Origin of the sequence: Streptomyces sp. NPDC058239, assembly GCF_042882185.1 — a bacterium.
Lineage (GTDB): Bacteria > Actinomycetota > Actinomycetes > Streptomycetales > Streptomycetaceae > Streptomyces.
Genome location: NZ_JBHVWS010000020.1, coordinates 49756 through 68625, shown reverse-complemented (window position 1 = coordinate 68625; position 18870 = coordinate 49756). Strand labels below are relative to the sequence as shown.

25 protein-coding genes are annotated in these 18870 nt (G+C 70.5%); 10 read left to right on the top strand and 15 right to left on the bottom strand.

The window, feature by feature from the left end:
- The first annotated feature begins 68 nt into the window (after window positions 1-68).
- Entirely contained in the window at window positions 69-599 is a 531-nt protein-coding gene (locus ACFVYE_RS21960) for a gamma carbonic anhydrase family protein (protein ID WP_382902067.1), read from the top strand.
- 109 nt (window positions 600-708) lie between these two features.
- On the opposite strand, the gene ACFVYE_RS21955 is transcribed toward ACFVYE_RS21960, so the two are convergent.
- The gene (locus tag ACFVYE_RS21955) at window positions 709-1368 is read right to left on the bottom strand and encodes a DedA family protein (RefSeq protein WP_383958667.1); all 660 of its coding nucleotides are present in this window, start codon (window positions 1366-1368) and stop codon (window positions 709-711) included.
- Window positions 1369-1525: 157 nt separating this feature from the next.
- Complete coding sequence (locus tag ACFVYE_RS21950; protein ID WP_383958740.1) at window positions 1526-1963, bottom strand: DUF4442 domain-containing protein; 438 nt, start codon at window positions 1961-1963, stop codon at window positions 1526-1528.
- Window positions 1964-2115: 152 nt separating this feature from the next.
- Here ACFVYE_RS21950 and ACFVYE_RS21945 point away from each other — a divergent pair, with 152 nt between their 5' ends.
- Both ACFVYE_RS21945 and ACFVYE_RS21940 read left to right on the top strand, forming a co-directional pair.
- A complete protein-coding gene (locus ACFVYE_RS21945; RefSeq protein ID WP_383958669.1) occupies window positions 2116-3183 on the top strand; it encodes a hypothetical protein in 1068 nt (355 codons plus the stop codon).
- A gap of 93 nt (window positions 3184-3276) precedes the next feature.
- Window positions 3277-4551 carry an MFS transporter gene (locus ACFVYE_RS21940; protein WP_383958742.1) on the top strand — a complete coding sequence of 425 codons (1275 nt, stop codon included), beginning with the start codon at window positions 3277-3279 and terminating at the stop codon, window positions 4549-4551.
- Here ACFVYE_RS21940 and ACFVYE_RS21935 read toward each other — a convergent pair.
- From ACFVYE_RS21935 to ACFVYE_RS21920, 4 genes are all read right to left on the bottom strand, one after another.
- Complete coding sequence (locus ACFVYE_RS21935) at window positions 4513-5358, bottom strand: spermidine synthase (RefSeq protein WP_383958671.1); 846 nt, start codon at window positions 5356-5358, stop codon at window positions 4513-4515. The genes ACFVYE_RS21940 and ACFVYE_RS21935 overlap by 39 nt on opposite strands.
- 22 nt (window positions 5359-5380) lie before the next feature.
- Window positions 5381-6226 (bottom strand): patatin-like phospholipase family protein, encoded by an 846-nt coding sequence (locus ACFVYE_RS21930; RefSeq protein WP_389606957.1) that lies wholly within the window; start codon window positions 6224-6226, stop codon window positions 5381-5383.
- Window positions 6227-6300: 74 nt separating this feature from the next.
- Window positions 6301-7470: an elongation factor Tu gene (gene tuf, locus ACFVYE_RS21925; RefSeq protein ID WP_383958675.1), complete on the bottom strand. Its 1170-nt coding sequence runs from the start codon at window positions 7468-7470 to the stop codon at window positions 6301-6303.
- 92 nt (window positions 7471-7562) lie between these two features.
- On the bottom strand, window positions 7563-7706 hold the full coding sequence (locus ACFVYE_RS21920) for a hypothetical protein (RefSeq protein WP_383958677.1): 144 nt from the start codon (window positions 7704-7706) through the stop codon (window positions 7563-7565).
- A 203-nt stretch (window positions 7707-7909) separates the two neighbouring features.
- On the opposite strand from ACFVYE_RS21920, the gene ACFVYE_RS21915 reads away from it, so the two are divergent.
- Entirely contained in the window at window positions 7910-8623 is a 714-nt protein-coding gene (locus tag ACFVYE_RS21915) for a TVP38/TMEM64 family protein (protein ID WP_383958679.1), read from the top strand.
- A gap of 212 nt (window positions 8624-8835) precedes the next feature.
- Window positions 8836-9708, top strand: coding sequence for an undecaprenyl-diphosphate phosphatase (locus tag ACFVYE_RS21910; RefSeq protein WP_383958681.1), 873 nt, complete (start codon window positions 8836-8838; stop codon window positions 9706-9708).
- A 133-nt stretch (window positions 9709-9841) separates the two neighbouring features.
- On the opposite strand, the gene ACFVYE_RS21905 is transcribed toward ACFVYE_RS21910, so the two are convergent.
- From ACFVYE_RS21905 to ACFVYE_RS21890, 4 genes are all read right to left on the bottom strand, one after another.
- On the bottom strand, window positions 9842-10006 hold the full coding sequence (locus ACFVYE_RS21905; RefSeq protein WP_383958683.1) for a hypothetical protein: 165 nt from the start codon (window positions 10004-10006) through the stop codon (window positions 9842-9844).
- Window positions 10006-10419, bottom strand: coding sequence for a hypothetical protein (locus tag ACFVYE_RS21900; protein WP_389606955.1), 414 nt, complete (start codon window positions 10417-10419; stop codon window positions 10006-10008). The genes ACFVYE_RS21905 and ACFVYE_RS21900 overlap by 1 nt, the downstream gene beginning before the upstream one ends.
- Before the next feature lie 107 nt (window positions 10420-10526).
- Complete coding sequence (locus ACFVYE_RS21895; protein ID WP_383958687.1) at window positions 10527-10781, bottom strand: LapA family protein; 255 nt, start codon at window positions 10779-10781, stop codon at window positions 10527-10529.
- Between the two features lie 120 nt (window positions 10782-10901).
- Window positions 10902-11171 (bottom strand): hypothetical protein, encoded by a 270-nt coding sequence (locus tag ACFVYE_RS21890; RefSeq protein WP_114248874.1) that lies wholly within the window; start codon window positions 11169-11171, stop codon window positions 10902-10904.
- Between the two features lie 211 nt (window positions 11172-11382).
- Between ACFVYE_RS21890 and ACFVYE_RS21885 the strand changes: the two genes are divergently transcribed.
- From ACFVYE_RS21885 to lnt, 3 genes are all read left to right on the top strand, one after another.
- A complete protein-coding gene (locus ACFVYE_RS21885) occupies window positions 11383-12246 on the top strand; it encodes a universal stress protein (RefSeq protein WP_383958689.1) in 864 nt (287 codons plus the stop codon).
- 68 nt (window positions 12247-12314) lie between these two features.
- Window positions 12315-12812, top strand: coding sequence for a nuclear transport factor 2 family protein (locus ACFVYE_RS21880; protein WP_383958691.1), 498 nt, complete (start codon window positions 12315-12317; stop codon window positions 12810-12812).
- Window positions 12813-12911: 99 nt separating this feature from the next.
- Window positions 12912-14555, top strand: a complete 1644-nt coding sequence (gene lnt / locus ACFVYE_RS21875; protein ID WP_389606952.1) for an apolipoprotein N-acyltransferase — start codon at window positions 12912-12914, stop codon at window positions 14553-14555.
- Window positions 14556-14573: 18 nt separating this feature from the next.
- Here the strand turns inward: lnt and ACFVYE_RS21870 are convergent, their stop codons facing one another.
- The 3 genes from ACFVYE_RS21870 to ACFVYE_RS21860 all read right to left on the bottom strand — a co-directional run bounded on the left by ACFVYE_RS21870 (window position 14574) and on the right by ACFVYE_RS21860 (window position 16367).
- Entirely contained in the window at window positions 14574-14921 is a 348-nt protein-coding gene (locus tag ACFVYE_RS21870; protein ID WP_383958695.1) for a hypothetical protein, read from the bottom strand.
- Window positions 14922-15054: 133 nt separating this feature from the next.
- Entirely contained in the window at window positions 15055-15954 is a 900-nt protein-coding gene (locus ACFVYE_RS21865) for a Gfo/Idh/MocA family protein (RefSeq protein ID WP_383958697.1), read from the bottom strand.
- A gap of 245 nt (window positions 15955-16199) precedes the next feature.
- A complete protein-coding gene (locus ACFVYE_RS21860) occupies window positions 16200-16367 on the bottom strand; it encodes a hypothetical protein (protein ID WP_383958744.1) in 168 nt (55 codons plus the stop codon).
- Here ACFVYE_RS21860 and ACFVYE_RS21855 point away from each other — a divergent pair.
- A complete protein-coding gene (locus tag ACFVYE_RS21855; RefSeq protein WP_383958699.1) occupies window positions 16297-16881 on the top strand; it encodes a TetR/AcrR family transcriptional regulator in 585 nt (194 codons plus the stop codon). The two genes, ACFVYE_RS21860 and ACFVYE_RS21855, sit on opposite strands and share 71 nt — an antisense overlap.
- A gap of 75 nt (window positions 16882-16956) precedes the next feature.
- Window positions 16957-17409, top strand: a complete 453-nt coding sequence (locus tag ACFVYE_RS21850; protein ID WP_383958701.1) for a hypothetical protein — start codon at window positions 16957-16959, stop codon at window positions 17407-17409.
- 54 nt (window positions 17410-17463) lie between these two features.
- Here the strand turns inward: ACFVYE_RS21850 and ACFVYE_RS21845 are convergent, their stop codons facing one another.
- Together ACFVYE_RS21845 and ACFVYE_RS21840 are read right to left on the bottom strand one after the other, a co-directional pair.
- Complete coding sequence (locus ACFVYE_RS21845) at window positions 17464-17949, bottom strand: hypothetical protein (protein ID WP_383958702.1); 486 nt, start codon at window positions 17947-17949, stop codon at window positions 17464-17466.
- A 166-nt stretch (window positions 17950-18115) separates the two neighbouring features.
- Window positions 18116-18799, bottom strand: a complete 684-nt coding sequence (locus ACFVYE_RS21840) for a uracil-DNA glycosylase (RefSeq protein ID WP_383958704.1) — start codon at window positions 18797-18799, stop codon at window positions 18116-18118.
- Window positions 18800-18870: the final 71 nt, after the last annotated feature.

Sequence of the window (18870 nt, the reverse complement as noted above, 5' to 3'; positions counted from 1 at the left end):
AGCGGCGACCGAGCTGCTGCGATCGGACGACCGCGACCACACAGCACCGGGGCACGGAGGAACGGGCGATGGCAGAGCAGGCGTTGATCACGGGAATGGGCGGCAAGGAACCGGACATCGATGCGGAGGCCTTCACCGCACCGACATCGGTCGTGATCGGTGAGATCACGATGGCCGCGGGTTCCAGCGTCTGGTACCACGCAGTACTGCGTGCCGACTGCGGTCCCATCGTCATCGGCGCCGACAGCAACATCCAGGACAACTGCAGCGTCCACGTCGACCCCGGGTTCCCCGTCACAGTCGGCGAGCGCGTCTCGGTCGGGCACAACGCCGTACTCCACGGCTGCACCATCGAGGACGACGTGCTGGTCGGCATGGGGTCCACCGTGCTCAACGGCGCCCGCATAGGCGCCGGTTCACTGATCGCGGCACAGGCGCTGGTCCCGCAGGGGATGCAGGTGCCGCCGGGATCGCTCGTCGCGGGCGTACCCGCCAAGGTCAAGCGGCAGCTGACCGAGGAGGAGCTGGAAGGGATCAAGTTCAACGCGGTGGGCTATGTGGAGCTGGCCAAGGCACACCGCCAGGCACACGAGAGCTGAGCGGAACGCAACGGAACCAAGGGGCGGTGGCGGTCGGGCGAACGGAAGCGTCGGCCGTTTCCGCGCGCCCGCACCGTCCCCGGTCAGTCGGTCGCGGCGGTACGACCGGTCAGTCCGCCACCGGTATGGTCCCCGTGTCGGGCGCGGAGACGACCGGCCCCTGTGCCGCCGCCTTCTTGGCCCGGTTCTTCAGCACCAGCATCGAGGTCACACCGATCAGCACCGCGACCACCAGGCCGAGGTAGGAGAACCGCTTGAGCCAGGCCTCGGCGACGACTCCCACCGAGTAGACGACGGCCGTGGTGCCGCCGGCCCAGACGATGCCGCCGAGCAGGTTGGCGATCAGGAATTTCCAGTACGGCATGTGCAGGACGCCGGCCAGTGGACCCGCGAAGATCCGCAGCAGTGCGACGAAGCGGCCGAAGAACACCGCCCACATGCCCCACTTGTGGAACGACCCTTCCGCCATGCCGATCTGGCTCTCCCCGAAGTGTTTGGGGAACTTCCCGCCGAGCCAGGCAAGAAGCGGCCGTCCGCCCTTGCGGCCGATGGCGTATCCGGCCGAGTCACCGATGACCGCGCCCGCCGAGGCGCAGGCCCCGAGGATCCAGGGGTTGATTCCGTCGTGCCCGGCGGCCAGCAGCGCCGCGCTGACCAGGACGATCTCGCCAGGCAGCGGAATTCCGAGGCTCTCCAGCCCGATGACGACGCCCACCAGGACGTAAACGCTGACCGCGGGGACGGTCTCCAGCCATTCCTGGATGTGCAACGCCGGTTCCTCCCGTACTGATGTCCCGTTGCCCGCCGGCCAACTCCTCGGCGCACGGCGGGAATGCTACCTGTCCCGCCAACTGCCCGAACAGCGCGAAAAGCCGCCACGCCCCCTTCATGGGGTGCGCGGCGGCACTTCACGGAACCGTCCCGTATCAGGCGTTCGGACGCAGCGTCCAGACGACCGTCATCTCACCGGTCACCGCACCGTCCGCGCGCTGGATCTCGATGACAACGGGGAACTCGGGCCGCTTGCCCTCGTCGAGCTCGGCGACGACATCGGCCACCGGACGGCCGAGGGTCGCCGTCGCGGTGACGACACCCATGGCCAGCTTCTTGTAACCGATCTCCGCCTTCACCGCCAGCGGCACGGCACGCGACAGCTGGTCGCCGAAGGCGGCCATGACGATCGCGCCGCTCGCCGATTCCGCGAGCGTGAACATGGCGCCTGCGTGGGGTCCGCCTATGTGGTTGTGGTAGTCGGCCTGGTCCGGCAGTCGGACCACCGCACGCTCGGCGGTCGTCTCCAGGAACTCGAGATTGAGGGTCCGGGCCATCGGAACCGTCGCGGCGAGCATCTCGCCGACGGTCATCTGTTCAGCGCTCATGTCGAAATGTTACTCACGAGTAGATCCTTTTGGCCATCCCCGGGTCCCCATGCCCCGTCCACTGATCGCATCCTTCACCGTCCGCTCACGGGGGCGGGCGTAGCAGACCGGCCACCGCCCCTCTATCGTTACTCGCCATGTGGCCAGGACAGCAGCCGCCCGGGGGCGAGCAAAACCCGCAGGACCAGAATCAGAACCCGTATCAGCAGCCGGGGTACCAGCAGCCGAATCCCTATCAGCAGCCGGGATATCAGCAGCAGGGACAGCCCGGACAGCAGCCGGGGTATCCGCAGCAGGGCCAACAGCCCGGCTACCCGCAGCCGAACCCGTACCAGCAGCAGACCGTGCCGCAGTACGCGGTCCCCGGTCCGCCCGGTGGTCCGCAGCCCGACGGCAGCAAGAAGAAGACCACCGTCATCGCGATCGTCGCGGCCACCGCCGTCGTCGTGGCTGCCGTGGTCACCGGGGTCGTCGTGATGAACAAGGACGGCAACAAGGGCAAGGACGTCGCCGACGACAAGAACTCGTCGGCGCCCGCCAAGCCGTCCGATTCCGCGTCCTCACCCGAAGCGAACCCGCGCGGCACCGACGGGGACGCCAAGCCACTGATCGCGGGCTGGAAGGTCGTCACCAATCCCAAGTGGGGCACGCAGTTCGACGTGCCCGGCGACTGGGAGGTCGGCAATCCCGGCACGGCCTCGTACTTCGAGGACGAAAAGAAGGGGGACCACTCGCCCCTCATCGGCTTCTCCGCGCCGTCGTTCTACCAGAAGAAGTGGTGCGTGGACGACACCGACAAGGACGGCACCATGGAGAACATGAGCCTCGCCAGTGCCGGTACCAGGGGCGCCGAGGGCGCCACCGACGCCGCCAAGAACGCCCACAGCGAGGCAGGCACCTGGGCGTGGGCCGCGTACGCGCAGCACATGCCGCAGAGCACCATCAAGTTCACGCCGGCCAGGCAGTACACCACCAAGTCAGGTCTGACCGGCCAGGTCGTCACGGCCACCGCGCCCAATGTCACGAAGCGGAAGAAGTGTGACAGCGACGGCAAGACGATCGCCTTCACCTTCAAGAACAAGAAGGGCGAGTTCGCCTCCTGGGTCCTGTACGGAGCCGATTCCGTCAAGGACGAGCTCCCGGACACGACGATCCAGCAGATCCTGAGCACCGTGCGGCTGGTGGACGTCGCCCCGTCGTCCTGACCGTCTTCACCGCCTCCGGGAAAGCATTTGGCAAGGCGGGGTCGTAGCGGCGATAGTCCCTCGGTGACTGCCGCTTCCGCCCCCGCACCCCTCATGAGCCGCCCCGGCCGCAATTACCGTCTGCTGACCGCCGCCGCGATCATCACGGGCCTGGGCACCCATGGCGCGCTGATCGCGGCGGCGTTCGCGGTTCTGGAGTCGGGCGGTGACGGCGGTGACGTCGGTCTGGTGGCCGCCGCCAGGACCGCACCGCTGGTGCTCTTCCTGCTGATCGGCGGGGCGATCGCGGACCGGCTGCCGCGCCACCGGGTGATGGTCGCGGCGAACGCCCTCAACTGCGTCTCGCAGGCCGCCTTCGCCTGGCTGGTCCTGGCCGGTGATCCGAAGCTGTGGCAGATGATGCTGCTCACCGCGTTGTGCGGCACCGGGCAGGCGTTCTTCAACCCGGCGGCCGAGGGCATGCTGATGTCGAGCGTCAGCCGTGAGCAGGCGAGCCGCGCCTTCGCCCTCTTCCGGATGTCCATGCAGGGCGCCGCGATCGGCGGTGCGGCGCTGGGGGGCGCCATGATCGCGGCGATGGACCCGGGCTGGGTGCTGGCCATCGATGCCGCGTCCTTCGCGGTGGCGGGTGCGCTGCGCGCCTTCCTGGACGTCAGCCACATTCCGTCGCGCGCACCGGGCGGCGGCCTGCTCGCCGATCTGCGGGACGGCTGGCAGGAGTTCATCGGCCGCCCCTGGCTGTGGAGCATCGTGGCGCAGTTCTCGGTGGTGGTAGCCGCGGTGGGGGCCGCCGAGTCGGTGTACGGGCCGCTGGTCGCCCGGGACGAGCTCGGTGGCGCCCGTCCCTGGGGCTTCGCGCTCGCCGCGTTCGGGGTCGGCACGCTGGGCGGGGCGCTCTTGATGATGCGCTGGAGGCCCCGGCGGCTGCTGCTGGCCGGAACCCTCTGTGTGTTCCCGCTGGCCCTGCCGTCGGCGGGACTCGCGGTGCCGCTGCCGGTGGCCGGGCTCTGCGTGGTGATGTTCGTCAGCGGGGTCGCCATCGAGGTGTTCGGGGTCTCGTGGATGACGGCCATGCATCAGGAGATCCCGGAGGAGAAGCTGTCGCGCGTCTCGGCGTACGACTGGTTCGGCTCGGTGGCGATGATGCCGGTCGCCACCGCGCTCGCCGGTCCGGTGGAGGCCCTGGTGGGGCGCGGTGAGGCCCTGTGGGGGTGCGCGGGGCTGATCGTACTGGTCACCGGCGCCGTGCTGTTCGTACCCGAGGTACGCAATCTGACCCGCGCCCCCGTCACCACCGAGGTGGTGACGGCCAAGACGCAGGGCCCGGCATCAGCCGATGCTGAAGGCTCCGTCGGGCGGCTCGGGTGAGGCGACCGCCTCGCCGTCCCTGACCGGCCGGGCAGCTTTGACAAGCCGGTCCAGCGAGGTCCCGTGCTCGACCCTGGCGGGGAAGGCGTCGGCGGCGCAGCGGCGGGTCAGCGTCGCCGTGTCGATGGGGCTTCGGGACGCGACGAGAACGACGTTGCCGAAGCGCCGGCCTCGCAGCACCGCCGGTTCGGCGATCAGTGCGATCTCCTCGAAGACGGCCGCGAAGGTGGCCAGTTGGGAGCGGAGGAAGCCGAAGGGTGCGCCGTCCGCGAGGTTGGCGGCGTAGATTCCGCCGTCGCGCAGCGCCCGACGGGCAGCCTGTGCGTACTCGACGGTGGTGAGGTGGGCGGGCACTCGCGAGCCGCCGAAGACATCCGCGATCAACACGTCGACGGAGCCGGGCGGGGTCTGCTCCAGCCGGCTGCGCGCGTCCGCGCCGTGCACAGTGATCCCGCCGGCGTCGGGGACCGGCAGATGCTCGGCGACCAGGGCGAGGAGCCCGAGGTCGGCCTCGGCGACGTCCTGGCGGGAGCCCGGCCTGGCCGCGGCGACATAGCGGGGCAGGGTGAGCGCGCCACCGCCGAGATGGAGTACGTCCAGCGGTGCGCCCGGTGCCGCGGCGCAGTCCACGACATGGGCGAGCCGTCGCGCGTACTCGAATTCGAGGTGGTCCGGCGCGTCGAGGTCGACGTACGACTGGGGTGCACCGTCGACGGTGAGCAGCCAGGCCCTGTCCCGGTCCACGTCGGGCAGGAGTCTGGCGGTGCCCTGGTCCACGTCCCGGATGACAGGTATCGACTCGTTCACTCCCCCATTGTGGGGTGCCCGATCAGTTGCTCACGACCGCGGCGACGGCTTCGGTGTGCGCCGCCGACTGGGCGAGCCCGGCACGGGCCGCCTCGGCCCGGCGGCTGGGGTCGAGGGGGTTGCGGCCGAATGCCTTCTTCGCCGCCGCGTCCGGGGTGATGACCTCCACACGGGCGCCCTTCGCGGCCAGCTCGGCCGCCTGCGAGCGCGGCGAGACGACGACCTTGTTGCCACTGGCCGTCGGAGCGATGACGACGACGCGCCCGTAGCCTGCGGCGAGGTGGGCGTTGGCCGGGGAGTGCACCCCGCCGTCGATCCAGGACCTTTCCTCGAAGTCGGCGACGGGCCATACGGCCGGGACGGCGGAGCTCGCGGTGACGGCGTCCACGAGGGGTACTCCGCTGTCCTTGTCGAACGTGTGGAGCTCACCGGTGGCCGCGTCGACCGCGGTGATGCGCAGGGGACGCCCGGGCCAGTCGGGCGACAGGAGACGGCCGGCGATCGCCGCGCGCCGTTCCTCCGCCGTGATGCCGAGGCGGGCGTCCTTCGCGATCCGGGCCAGCTTCCGCCCATATGCCTCGGGGGTACGTGCGGACAGCACGGCCCCCGCATAGCGCAGAAAGGTCAGCGCGCCGAGCTTGCCGCCGGTCATGCCCTGCGGATCGGCGAGCTGGAGTTCGTACAGTTCCGGAAGGCCGAGCAGTCCGGAGGCCAGCTGCGCGCCGACCACCGCGCCCGCCGAACTGCCGATGATCAGATCGGCGGTGGACAGGTCCACGCCGGCCTTCGCGAGCCCGTACAGGATTCCGGTCTCCCAGGCGCTGCCCGTGACACCGCCGGCACCGAGCACCAGTGCTGTGTCTGTCATACCGTCAGTCTTGCCTACGGCACCGGGCCCGCCTCCCGTGGGGTACGGGAGGCGGGCCCCTGGTGCGAGACGGCTCAGAGCAGTCCGGTGACGGTACCCGCGCCGACGGTGCGGCCGCCCTCACGGATCGCGAAGCCGAGTCCGGTCTCCAGCGGGACCTCGCGGCCCAGCTCGACGGTCAGGTCGACCGTGTCCCCGGGTCGCGCCACCGCCACCGTACCGAGGTCGACGTCGCCCACGACGTCCGCGGTGCGGATGTAGAACTGCGGCCGGTAACCGGTGGTCACCGGGGTGGTCCGGCCGCCTTCCCGCGCCGACAGGACATACACCTGCGCGGTGAAACGGCGGCTCGGCGTCACGCTGCCGGGCGCCGCGACCACATGGCCGCGACGCACCCGGTCTCGCTCCACCCCGCGCAGCAGCAGGGCCACGTTGTCTCCGGCCTCCGCGGACTCCATCGGCTTCCCGAAGGTCTCCAGACCGATGACGACCGTCTCGGTGTCCGGGCCCAGCACCGACACCCGGTCACCGACCCGCACAGTGCCGCGCTCGACGGCTCCGGTGACGACGGTGCCCCGGCCGGTGATGGTCAGGACGTTCTCCACCGACAGCAGGAACGGCGCGTCGGTGTAGCGGACCGGCATCGGCACGTACGTGTCGACGGCGTCCAGCAGCGCCTCGACGGCAGCGGTCCACCGCGGGTCGCCCTCCAGGGCCTTCAGACCCGACACCCGTACGACGGGGACACCGTCGCCGCCGTAGCCGTGCGCGGAGAGCAGCTCGCGGACCTCCAGCTCGACCAGGTCGGTCAGCTCGGGGTCACCCGCGTCCGCCTTGTTGAGGGCGACGACGATGTGGTCGACACCCACTTGACGGGCGAGCAGGACGTGCTCGGCGGTCTGCGGCATGATCCCGTCGAGCGCGGAGACGACGAGGATCGCCCCGTCGAGCTGGGCGGCGCCGGTGACCATGTTCTTGATGTAGTCGGCGTGTCCCGGCATGTCGACATGCGCGTAGTGACGGGTGTCGGTCTCGTACTCGACGTGCGCGATGTTGATGGTGATGCCGCGCCGGGTCTCCTCCGGCGCCCGGTCGATCCGGTCGAACGGGACGAACGTGCCGGTTCCGCGGTCGCTGAGGACCTTGGTGATGGCGGCGGTCAGGGTGGTCTTGCCGTGGTCGACGTGGCCCATGGTGCCGATGTTGAGGTGCGGCTTGGTGCGCACGTATGCCGTCTTGGGCATGGCTCATTCCTTGGAATTCGAAGCTGAGAGAGAAGACCCCAGGGCCTTGCCGACCCTCCCCTTACGGGGTCCGCCGGACTGTCGGGGGAGGGTCAGCTTCGGGCGCCGCCGATGGGCGCTGCGGCAGCGGTGAACGCTGCCGCTGCGACAAGTGCCGCTGCGGTGACGGGGTTCACGGCAGCCTTCGGCGCGTCCGCGACTGCGGACTGCGCTGCGAGGAAGACGTACCGGAACATGGGTCCGATCATGGCCGACGGGCACGGCCACGTCGAATGGTTTTCCGGCGGACACCGCAGGCCGGACACGGAAGTTCGGGTTCCGCCCGGCCGTCGGAGATGCCTGGTCCGCGGGACGCCGGCAGCGCGGGAGCGAATCGGGCGCCTGGCTCGTACCGTGCACATTGCGGCGATCACACGCGGGCGTCGGTTAGTCTCCCCGCATGCTCGACCCCGTCCCCGCCGCCCGGCCCACAGGCGGCCTCGCCGTGCGCTGTACGAGGGCGCTGCTCTCGCCCTGGTCCCGGTTCTCGCTGCTCGTGGCCGTGCTGCTGGCCGCCGCGGCGACGATGCTGTTCCTCGAACCCCAACGGCTGCTCGCCACCGGCTGGCCTGCCCAGCTGAGCGGTGGCGCCGCCGCGGTCGTACTGTTCGGTGTCGCGTACGGCGTGTGCACCGTGGCCTTCGTACCGCGGCCACTGCTCAATCTCGCCGCCGGTGCGCTCTTCGGTTCGCAGGCGGGGCTGGCCGCTGCGCTGGCGGGTACGGTGCTCGGCGCGGGCATCTCGTTCGGGCTGGGCAGGGTGCTCGGGCAGGACGCGCTCCGTACGCTGCTGCGCGGGCGCTGGCTCAAGGCGGCGGACGGTCAGCTGAGCCGGCACGGTTTCCGCTCGATGCTGGCGCTGCGGCTGTTCCCCGGGGTGCCGTTCGCGGCGGCCAACTACTGCGCGGCCGTCTCGCGCATGGGGTATCCGCCGTTCCTGATGGCCACCGGACTCGGCTCGGTCCCGAACACCGCCGCGTATGTCGTCGCGGGCAGCGAGGCCTCGTCACCGACGTCGCCCGCGTTCCTGGCCGCGATGGGGTTCATCGTGCTGACGGGGCTCGGCGCGGCCGTCGTCGCCTGGCGCAAGCGCCACCGCCTCGCCGCCGAGTGATCCGGTACGCGTGGGAGCAGACACCGGGGCGGTGGGCGGGCGTGGGGGTACGCGTAACGCTGTTCATCTGAGGGCGATACCCTGCCCGCGACCGACCGAAGATCTCCGGGCCCGGCACGGCCCTGCTCTCATTCGACCGCAATGCGCACGTTGCCGACGGCCCTCACTGCCGTCGGCCGATGCACGATCACCCCCGGGATGGCCAAAGCCCCATGAGCTGGTTCGAATCGTTCGTCCTGGGCCTCGTTCAGGGACTGACCGAGTTCCTGCCGATCTCCTCCAGCGCACATCTGCGGCTCACCGCAGCGTTCGCCGGCTGGCACGACCCGGGTGCGGCGTTCACCGCCATCACCCAGATCGGCACGGAGGCGGCAGTCCTCATCTACTTCCGCAAGGACATCGTCCGGATCGTCTCGGCCTGGTTCCGCTCGCTGACCGACCGGTCGATGCGCAGCGACCACGACGCCCAGATGGGCTGGCTGGTCATCGTCGGTTCCATCCCCATCGGCGTGCTCGGCGTAACGTTCAAGGACCAGATCGAGGGGCCCTTCCGCGATCTGCGGCTGATCGCCACCACCCTGATCGTCATGGGCATCGTCCTCGGCTTCGCCGACCGTCTCGCCGCCCGCGACGAGGCAGGCGGCAGGCACCGGGCCGCCAAGGAGCGCAAGACACTCAAGGAACTCGGCGTCAAGGATGGCCTGATCTTCGGCTTCTGCCAGGCGATGGCCCTGATCCCGGGTGTCTCCCGCTCCGGCGCCACCATCAGCGGCGGTCTGCTGATGGGGTACACCCGCGAGGCGGCGGCCCGTTACTCCTTCCTGCTCGCGATCCCGGCGGTGCTCGCCTCGGGAGTCTTCGAGCTGAAGGACGCGGGGGAGGGACATGTGTCGTGGGGGCCGACGATCTTCGCGACATTCATCGCATTCGGCGTGGGCTATGCCGTTATTGCCTGGTTCATGAAGTTCATCACGACCAAGAGCTTCATGCCGTTCGTCATCTACCGCGTGCTTCTCGGGCTGCTCCTGTTCGCACTGGTGGCGGCCGGGGTGCTGAGCCCGCACGCGGGCGAGTCGGCGGGGTGATCCGGGTTCGGTCCAGGCCTCGACCCTGGCTTTGAACCGGAGAGACCTGTCCGTAGTCGGCGCTGCTGCAGCCGCTGACCTCAGACACGACGATGCCCCCGCCACCCAGGATGGGCGGCGGGGGCATGCGTGCTCAGGCGGCGTCCTCTGCGGCCGGCGGAATGTCGGGTTCGAGGAACAGCCCGGCGTACTGGGGCTTCGGCTGCTCCTCGACGAGTCCGCGGTCGACGGGCGTCCCCAGGTCGGCGGCGCTGTCGTCGAGGCGCCGCTGCATCTGCCGCTGCGGAATATCAGCCATCAAGTCTCCTGTACATGGCGGTAGCTGTGAGCCCCCAGGCCGAGCAGGTTGCGTGACTGGTCCGGGGACGGTGTCTCGGCACCAGTACGGCGGCACACCAGGGCATCCGGATCATCCGGTGGGGCCTGGAGAGAGTATCCGTCCGGACAAGTCTGCCCGTCGGCGCCGCCCTTGTCGTCTTTACCGTTCTTGCCGTCGGTGCCGGGCGGGCCGGCAGGACCGGTGTCTCCCTCCGGGCCGATGATGGACTGGCCGTCCGCGCCCGGGGCACCCGTGGGGTGGCAGGCCGACGCCAGTAGCGCCGCCTTCACCGTCGGCACCAGGGCTGCTGCTCGGGTCCAGTCGGGCCGGTCGGACCTGGCTCGCCCTGCGGCCCTTGGTGGGCCGACGACGGGCCGTTCGTCATCCACCACGTGCGCGCTGGTGACGGCGGGGGCTGAGCCCGCACATGGCGAGTCGGCGGGCTGGCGCTGCGTACGCGCGCCCGTGAGGCCCGGGGGCCGGCTCCCCGTCCGACGGCTCAGCGCTTCGCCCTGCGATGGGCCAGCAGCCCGCCGATCACCAGCCCGACCAGCAGGGTCACGGTCAGTACCGCCCAGAGCGGCAGGGTGACGGTGGGTATCCACAGCCGGATGCCGACCGATTTGGTGTTCGCGGCGATGAACCAGATCGCAAGACCGATCAGTACCAAGATCCCGATGGTGCGTATCCGCACGTCCCGGCCCTTGACGGAGAGGGTCGGCGGGGCGTGCGGTCGAGACGTCTTCTGTGCCATGGTTCCAGTATCGAGCGATTCAGGCGATTAGTCCTGACAGGTCTCATTCATCGCTCTGCGCAGCGGGCTCGGCGCCGGCCAGCGCCACACCACCTCAGCGAAATGGCGTGGCGGTGAGGGTCAGGGTATGTCGCCCTGCCAGTCCCACCGGTCGAAGTCACCGTCCCTGGGTCCGTACTCCGCTCGGCCGCCCGGGCCGAACCGCCCGATCTCCGTGTTCAGCGCCGCTCCCTCGCGCAGTGCCGTCTCCGTCCAGCCGGTCACATCGAGAAGCAGCCCGTCGAGCGGGCCGCCCACCAACTCCCGGTAGGAATGACCCGGCTGGGGCCCAGGGTCGGGATCGTCATGGTCGGCGCCGTACACGCGCCGCTGCCGCATCAGCTCGTCCATGGGGGCAGGATCGCATCCGGCACTGACAATCGCAGTGGGCCGGAGGCCATCGCCGGACCGCGACCGGCCGTAGCGTACATGGCATGCCGCGGACCGGCGCGGGTGGTGGCTCCGCCCGGATCTTCCCGGGCAGATGGGGCCGAAAGTCCCTGCCGTACGACGTGTGCGCGTACCAGCCTGGGACATGTACCGCCGGAACCTGGAGGAAATCATGACCACCACCGAGCTTCCCGTGATCGCAGCCGTCGACGGCTCGTCGCACAGCCGTGAGGCACTCGACTGGGCCGCCCACGAAGCTGTCCGCCGGGGGCTCCCGCTGGTGATCGTGCACGCCCGGACGCCCAACCGGCGCACCGGTCAGGAGACACAGCAGCGCGAGGCCGAGGAACTGCTCACCCAGTCCGTACGAAGGGTGTCCGAGATCGTTCCGGATCTGCACCCGTCGACGCTCGCACCGCTGGACTTCCCCTCGGCGGCGCTCACCTCGCTGAGCCGTGATGCGTCGCTGGTGGTCGTCGGCTCGCGCGGTCTGGGCGGTTTCCGGTCCCTGATGCTCGGCTCCAACAGTCTGGCGACCGCCTCAATGGCCCAGTGCCCCGTCGTCGTCATCCACAGCGGACCTTCGGACGAGGACGAAGGGGAGGCGAACCAAGCGTTTCCCGACATTGTCGCGGGCGTGGCCGCCGACGAGAGCAGCGAAGCGGTACTGGAATTCGCCTTCGCGACGGCCGCTTCCCGGCCCGGTGCGCGACTGCGGATCGTGCACGGCTGGACGATGTTCTCCTCGATGCTGTCCGGCGGCCCGGTCTTCGACCGGGACGCGGCGGCAGGTGCGGCCGAGCGCACCCTCGCCGAACTCACCGCCGGCTGGCGGGAGAAGTACCCGCAGGTCGAGGTCGTCAGGGAACCGGTCGGGGGTTCCGCCGCACGCACTCTGGTCACGGCCTCGGCGACCGCGGCGCTGACCGTGATCGGGCGGCGCAGGGGTGGTGAGGCCCTCGGGCTCGGGCTCTCCCCCGTCGCACAGACCACGCTCACGCATGCGCTCGGCCCGGTGGCCGTGGTGCCCTGCTGAGGGTTGTGCCGGCCCGTCGTGCGTGCACGCCCCTTGGCCTCGGACGCCGGCGGGCAGAGACTGACCCGATGACGCAGCGCGTGGATCTCTCGACCGTGATGGACCAGCTTTCCATCGATGCAGTGATCACCGGCTATGCGATGGCGGTGGACGACGGCGAATGGGGGGACTACCGGGCCCTGTTCACCGCGGACGGCCGCGCCGACTACCGCAGCGCGGGCGGTATCGAAGGGCCTGCCGCCGAGGTCGCCCGGTGGCTCGCGGAGACCATGCGGCTGTTCCCCGTACGCCAGCATCTGATCGTCAACCGCCGGCTCGACATCCAGGACCTGGGCGGCTATCCGGGCGACCGGGCCGAAGTGCGGGCCGACTACCTCAACCCGATGCGGCTGGACAGCACGGCGGGCGGCGAAGGCGGCTCCGGGGCAGGGGCGACCGCGCCGAACTTCGTCTCCGGCGGGCGGTACGCCTTCACGCTGTCGCGTACGGGGAACGGCTGGCGGATCCGGACTGTGACCGTGCACGAGAAGTGGCGCGGCGCAGCTGACTCGCTCACCCCCGCCTGAGCCCGCCCCCCGGTGCTTGCGCCCTCTCGCGCCGGGAAAGAACTGCGGAACGGGTGACCAGGGGGGACACTGCTGATCAGCAGGACGAGGAGGCGCGGCATGCGGATTCCGGCCGGTCGGCGCGAGCAGTGGGAGCGGATGCTGCGGTCCGGCCGGTGGCGCGGCTGCTTCGCGCTGCTCGCCGGTGCGCTGCCCGCGCTCGCCTTCCCGGCGCCTTCCCTGTGGTGGCTCGCCTATGTCGGTCTGGTGCCGTGGCTGCTGCTGCTCCGGTCCGCCGGTACGGGGCGCCGGGCGGCGCTCGACGGCTGGCTCGGCGGGATCGGCTACCTGCTCGCCGTGCATCACTGGCTGGTGCCGAGTCTCCATGTGTTCATCGTGGTCCTGGCGGCCCTGCTCGGTCTGCTGTGGGCGCCGTGGGGTCTGCTGGTCTTCCGGGTACTGCGCGCGCCGGTTTCGGTCGCAGCAGCCATGGCCGCGGTCGTCGTCGTGCCGTGCGGCTGGCTGATGATCGAGCTGGCCCGCTCCTGGGAGGGCCTCGGCGGTCCCTGGGGGCTGCTCGGCGCGAGCCAGTGGGAGGTGGCTCCGGCACTGCGCGTGGCATCCGTCGGCGGGGTGTGGCTGGTGAGCCTTCTGGTAGTCGCGGTGAACACCGCCGTCGCCCTGTTGTTCATGGCCGCCACCGCCCGTACGGTCGCCGTCGCCGGCATCGTGGTGTACGCCCTGGCCGTGGGGGCGATGGTGCAGTGGGCACCGCAGCCCGAGCAGTCGGGCGTGGCCCGGATCGCCGTCGTACAGCCGGGTGTGATCGCGGGTCCCCACAGCGTTGAGCGTCGGCTCGCCGTCAGTGAGCGGCTGACCGGAGAGCTGGCGGGACGCGATCTCGATCTGGTGGTGTGGGGCGAGAGCAGTGTCGGTGTCGATCTCACCCGGCACCCGGAAATCACCGCCCGGATCGCGGCCCTCTCGCGTCGAGTGGGGGCGGACGTGCTGGTCAACATGGACGCCCGGCAGACCGGTGGATCGGGTCGGACGGGAATCTTCAAATCCGCGGTGCTGGTGGGTCCGGACGGACTGACCGGGGACCGGTACGACAAGATGCGGCTGGTGCCGTTCGGCGAGTACATCCCGGCCCGTTCGGTGCTCGGGTGGGCCACGTCGCTCGGCAGGGCGGCGGGCGAGGACCGGCTGCGGGGCACCCACCCGGTGACGATGTGGCTTCCCGGAGCCGCCGGAGGGAAGGGTCTGCGCATCGGGCCGCTGATCTGCTTCGAGTCCGCGTTCCCCGACATGAGCCGGCGGCTGACCCTGGACGGAGCGCAACTGCTGATCGACCAGTCGTCGACCGCGACGTTCCAGCACAGCTGGGCTCCTGAACAGCATGCCTCGCTCGGGGCGCTGCGGGCTGCCGAGAACGGCCGCCCGATGGTGCACGCGACGCTCACCGGCGTCAGTGCGGTGTACGGCCCGCAGGGCGAGCGGATCGGGGCCCCGCTGGGTACGGACACGAGCGGGGCTGCCGTGTTCGATGTACCTCTGGCGTCCGGTACGACGCTCTACGTACGGCTGGGCGACTGGCCGGTGCACGGGGCGTCGGCGGTGCTGGCCGTTTTCTGCGCCTTCGAAGGGGTGCGATCGCTCCGGAGGCGCCACCGGGGCGGGTCGGCCGCTGCGGGGGGTGCGGCGGCTCCGGTGGTTGCCTCACCCGCCGAAACCAACGAATCCACCGGTCGCTCCAAGTCGTGAGCGCGGCGACCGGCCGGACTATCCGGGGCCGTTCACGGAGACGATGTGGCCCTGGGCGTCGACGGTGAGCGAGACCCTCTCAACCTTGTTGGTCACGGCCAGCGCCAGCCACACGGCGCCCCAGAGAAAGCAGGTGAACACCATCAGGATGGCGTGAAGCACGTGGTTCAGCGGCCGGCCCCGGACCATGACGACCTGTGTCTCGGAGCGTGACTCCACTCGCCAGCCGCTCGCGATCCGCTGATTGACCGCCCAGTCGAGGATCAGCCCGCGCTGCATCGCGTCGGGCGGCCGCCCGTCGGCCGAGTAGTAGCCGGGCGGCGGCTGGAGTGCTCCCCAGCCCTTTGGCTCGTCGTGGGGCCTCACGAGGTCACCTCCACGGGCCGGTGGTCCATCACCCCAGCCTGCATCGCAGCGGGACCCGACGCATCCCGAGGCCGAAGGGCCCCGGCCGGACACGGCTCCAGAGCCTGTCCGGCCCTGACCCGCCGGAAAGACCCTAGGCGAGGTCCAGGTCACGCAGGACGCGCTCGCACAGCTCATGCGTCTGCAGGGCGTCCCCGGCGCTCAGCACCTTTCCGGCCCGCACGGCGTCCAGAAAGGACAGCACGCTCTGCTCAATGCCACGCTGGCGGGCCACCGGCACCCAGTCGCCGCGCCGTCGTACGCTCGGCTGCCCCTTGTGATCGATCACCTCGGCGAGGTTGACGACCTCGCGCTTGGAGTCCTGGCCGGAGACCTCCAGCCGTTCCTCGTTCGAGCCGCTGAGCCGGTTCATCGCGCCGATGGCGGTGAATCCGTCACCGGCCAGTTGCAGCACGACATGGTGCATCAGACCGTCGCGGATCCTGGCCTGTACGACGGTGTGCTCGATCGGCCCCGGCGCCAGGAAGCGCAGTGTGTCGACGACATGGATGAAGTCGTCGAGCACCATGGTCCGTGGATCCTCGGGCAGGCCCACCCGGTTCTTCTGCATGAGGATCAGCTCGCGCGGGTGCTCGGCGCACTGCGCGTAGCCGGGCGCGACCCTGCGGTTGAAACCGACGGCGAGGCTCACTCCACGCTCTTCGGCGAGGCCCACCAGCCTCTCGGAATCGGCGAGTTCATAGGCCAGCGGCTTGTCGACGTACGTGGCGACGCCCGCGTCCAGCAACCGGCCCACGATCTCCGGGTGTACGGCGGTCGGTGCGTGGACGAACGCGGCGTCCAGGCCCTCGGCGAGCAGCGATTCGAGGTCGGTGTGGCGTTGCCCCGACGGGATCCGGTGGGTCTCGGCGACCGCGGTCAGAGTGGCGGGGGTACGGGTCTGCAGATGCAGTTCGACGCCGGGCAGGGTCGTCAGAACCGGCAGATACGCCTTCTGCGCGATGTCGCCGAGCCCGATGCAGCCGACCTTCACAGGGGTCTCCCTCTCGCTGTTCAGCGCCGACCGGCGCGGTGTTCACCGGTTGAGCGTGCCCCGTCGAGCTCTTCGACCCGATGTCTGCCGCAGTGACCTGTGCGCTTGCTTCGTCGGGGCAGCATACGTGTGCTGCGGCGGCTGCCGGTCCGCGATGCCGTCGAAGGTGCGCAGGACGAGAGTGGGCCCGAGTCGCGAGACGGTGGACATCAGGGCGTCGCTCAGCGCCACGGCCGGGGCACTGGTCAGGCGCACCGGCGCATCAGCTCCGCCTTTTCGTCGTCGGCGGCATGGTCACCGGCGGGGGCGACGGCGGCCCCGTAGGCGTATGGGCGGCCGCCCTTGAGCCCCTGGCTGCCGGTGGACGAGCGCGCCGGACTCCCCCGGGGTTCGACGTCCGATGACGCACGCACTCGGCAGTCCCTGCTGGAGGTGACGGTGCGACGGCCGACGGAGCGCGAGGCGCGGGTGCTCGCACCCGGTGAACTTCCGGTCTCGGGCACTGGCAGGACGGACGGCCCGGACGCCGACGCGGAGGGCGGCCCGGAAGGCGGTTCAGGCAGCGGCCCGCACGGCGGTTCGGGCACCGGCGCGGAGAACAGCGCGCGCATCGGCCCGGAGGCGCTGGTCGCCGGTCTCGCGCCGGCCCTGCACCGGTATCTCACCCGCCGCTACGAGCTCGCCCTGGAGGCCACCCGGTGCCCGGAGCTGCGGGAGTTCTTCGACGCGACGGGCCGGCAGTTCCGCGAGCCGCTGATGACGCTGATGACGGCGGCCGGGTCGGCCGAGCATGAGCGGCACAGCCTGTCCGTGGTGGCCTGGTGCGAGGGACTGATGTTTTCGTGCGCCGCGGGGGCGTACCACCGCTCCGTTCCGACCACCGAACTGCTGCTCGGGACGCTCGGATCGCAGGCGGCATTGCGCTGACCGGCGTCACTCGTGCGGGCCAATCTTGGCTTCCCGGCTCACTCAAAACCGGGTCCGCACAGCAGAGTTGATCAGGTGCAACGAACCCGAATCACCGTGAAGCTCTTGGTCGGCATGGCGGTCACGACACTGTCCGGCTGTGTGTCCGTGGCGCCGCAGCCGGACGTTCCGTCCCGGCCCGGGGCCAGTCGGCCCGCCCAGGACCTGGCGCCACAGATCGTGCAGCCGCCGGTACACGACAGTCTGGGAGCCGTACCGGCCCCCGAGCCGTCCGCCTCCGTATCCACCCCGGCACCCGGCGCACCGCCCGACACCCGCCGCGCCGCGCCCCGCGCACCACAGCAACGGAAGCACCCCGGGGCGGCGCGGCCTCGACCGCGTCAGGCCCCGCCCGCCGTGTCCGCGCCCGTCCCGGCCCTGCCGGACCCCGCCACCGGGAAGGACGTCTGCGCACTGGGACGGGGATACGGGCACTGGCCCGCGGGCAGTCCGCAGTCCCGTATCTGCGAGCACACCTACGGCCGCTGAAACCGGCAGGCGAGAGCCGAGCGGGTGGCCCGTCCGCCATGGACGGGCCACCCCTTACAGCTCCCGCAGCCTCAGCTCCAGCCGCGCGATCGCCGCGCGGACCCCTCCCCCGTACCCGTCGTCAGCCCCGTCGTCCGCGAGCACACCGGAGGCGGCACGGGCCCGGTCCAGATGAATCCGGGCCGCCTCGGGACGGTGGAGCTTCACATAGTCCGCCGCCAGATTGAGATGGAGCGAGGGATAGAACGCCCGCACCGCGAGCGCATCGGAGTGCTGTACCGCGCGCTCGTCGGTCAGGCTGCCGACCGCGGTCAATGCCCTCAGGTCCCAGGCCAGCTCATCACCGGGGTCGTCCTGCGTGTCGGCCATGTAGTGGGCGAGGGTGCAGCGGTGCAGGGCGTCCCCGTCCTCGCCGATCTCGGCCCAGAGCTCGCCGAAGCGATTGCGGGCCTCCTCCCGGTCGCCGCCGTGCAGCAGCATGATCGCCTGGCCGATCCTGGTCATGACGGCATCCTTCGACGCCTCCCGCTGCTCAGTCACTGCGGCCTCCCTGTCCACGTCCACCCGTTTCCGTTCGACGCTAGCCGCAGCCGCGGCCAATCCCGCTGAGGCTCGGGCGGGCGTCCCGGACCTGTCCACCGGGCGCCCACCCCCGGCCCGGACCCGTCCACCGGCGCCCGCCGCCGGCCCGGGCCGAACCGCAGCGTCAGCCCAGGTCGGGAATGCGCCAGTCGATGGCTTCGTGCCCCTGCGCCGCCACCGCCTCGTTGATCTGCGTGAACGGACGGGAGCCGAAGAACTTCTTGGCGGACAGCGGTGACGGGTGCGCACCCTTCACCACCACATGGCGCTCCTCGTCGATCAGCGGAAGCTTCTTCTGCGCGTAATTGCCCCAGAGCACGAAGACCGCCGGATCGGGCCGCGAGGCGACCGCGTGGATCACCGCGTCGGTGAACTTCTCCCAGCCCTTGCCCTTGTGCGAGTTCGCCTCGCCGGCGCGCACCGTCAGCACGGCGTTGAGCAGGAGCACACCCTGCTCGGCCCACGGCATCAGATACCCGTTGTCCGGGACCGGCAGGCCGAGCTCCTCCTTCATCTCCTTGTAGATGTTCCGCAGGGAGGGCGGCGTCTTCACGCCCGGCCGCACGGAGAAGCACAGCCCGTGTCCCTGCCCCTCCCCGTGATACGGGTCCTGACCGAGGACAAGGACCTTCACCTTGTCGTAGGGCGTGGCGTCCAGGGCCGCGAACACCTGGTCGCGCGGCGGATAGACCGGCCCCTTGGCCCGCTCCTCCTCGACGAACTCGGTGAGCTCCTTGAAATAGGGCTTCTGCAGCTCTTCGCCGAGGACGCCGCGCCAGGACTCGGGCAGCAGGTCGGTGTCGGTCACGTCAACAAACCTCCGTCAAGTAATCAGTTCTTCAACCGAGAACCTACCGGGGGCCACTGACAACGGACCCT

Bases quoted from the DNA above. Each gene is read 5' to 3' on its own strand.
- ACFVYE_RS21960 (WP_382902067.1), top strand. From the start codon at position 69: ATGGCAGAGCAGGCGTTGATCACGGGAATGGGCGGCAAGGAACCGGAC.
- ACFVYE_RS21950 (WP_383958740.1), bottom strand. From the start codon at position 1,963: ATGACCGTCGGCGAGATGCTCGCCGCGACGGTTCCGATGGCCCGGACC.
- ACFVYE_RS21945 (WP_383958669.1), top strand. From the start codon at position 2,116: ATGTGGCCAGGACAGCAGCCGCCCGGGGGCGAGCAAAACCCGCAGGAC.
- ACFVYE_RS21940 (WP_383958742.1), top strand. From the start codon at position 3,277: ATGAGCCGCCCCGGCCGCAATTACCGTCTGCTGACCGCCGCCGCGATC.
- ACFVYE_RS21930 (WP_389606957.1), bottom strand. From the start codon at position 6,226: ATGACAGACACAGCACTGGTGCTCGGTGCCGGCGGTGTCACGGGCAGC.
- tuf (WP_383958675.1), bottom strand. From the start codon at position 7,470: ATGCCCAAGACGGCATACGTGCGCACCAAGCCGCACCTCAACATCGGC.
- ACFVYE_RS21920 (WP_383958677.1), bottom strand. From the start codon at position 7,706: ATGTTCCGGTACGTCTTCCTCGCAGCGCAGTCCGCAGTCGCGGACGCG.
- ACFVYE_RS21915 (WP_383958679.1), top strand. From the start codon at position 7,910: ATGCTCGACCCCGTCCCCGCCGCCCGGCCCACAGGCGGCCTCGCCGTG.
- ACFVYE_RS21910 (WP_383958681.1), top strand. From the start codon at position 8,836: ATGAGCTGGTTCGAATCGTTCGTCCTGGGCCTCGTTCAGGGACTGACC.
- ACFVYE_RS21905 (WP_383958683.1), bottom strand. From the start codon at position 10,006: ATGGCTGATATTCCGCAGCGGCAGATGCAGCGGCGCCTCGACGACAGC.
- ACFVYE_RS21895 (WP_383958687.1), bottom strand. From the start codon at position 10,781: ATGGCACAGAAGACGTCTCGACCGCACGCCCCGCCGACCCTCTCCGTC.
- ACFVYE_RS21890 (WP_114248874.1), bottom strand. From the start codon at position 11,171: ATGGACGAGCTGATGCGGCAGCGGCGCGTGTACGGCGCCGACCATGAC.
- ACFVYE_RS21885 (WP_383958689.1), top strand. From the start codon at position 11,383: ATGACCACCACCGAGCTTCCCGTGATCGCAGCCGTCGACGGCTCGTCG.
- ACFVYE_RS21880 (WP_383958691.1), top strand. From the start codon at position 12,315: ATGACGCAGCGCGTGGATCTCTCGACCGTGATGGACCAGCTTTCCATC.
- lnt (WP_389606952.1), top strand. From the start codon at position 12,912: ATGCGGATTCCGGCCGGTCGGCGCGAGCAGTGGGAGCGGATGCTGCGG.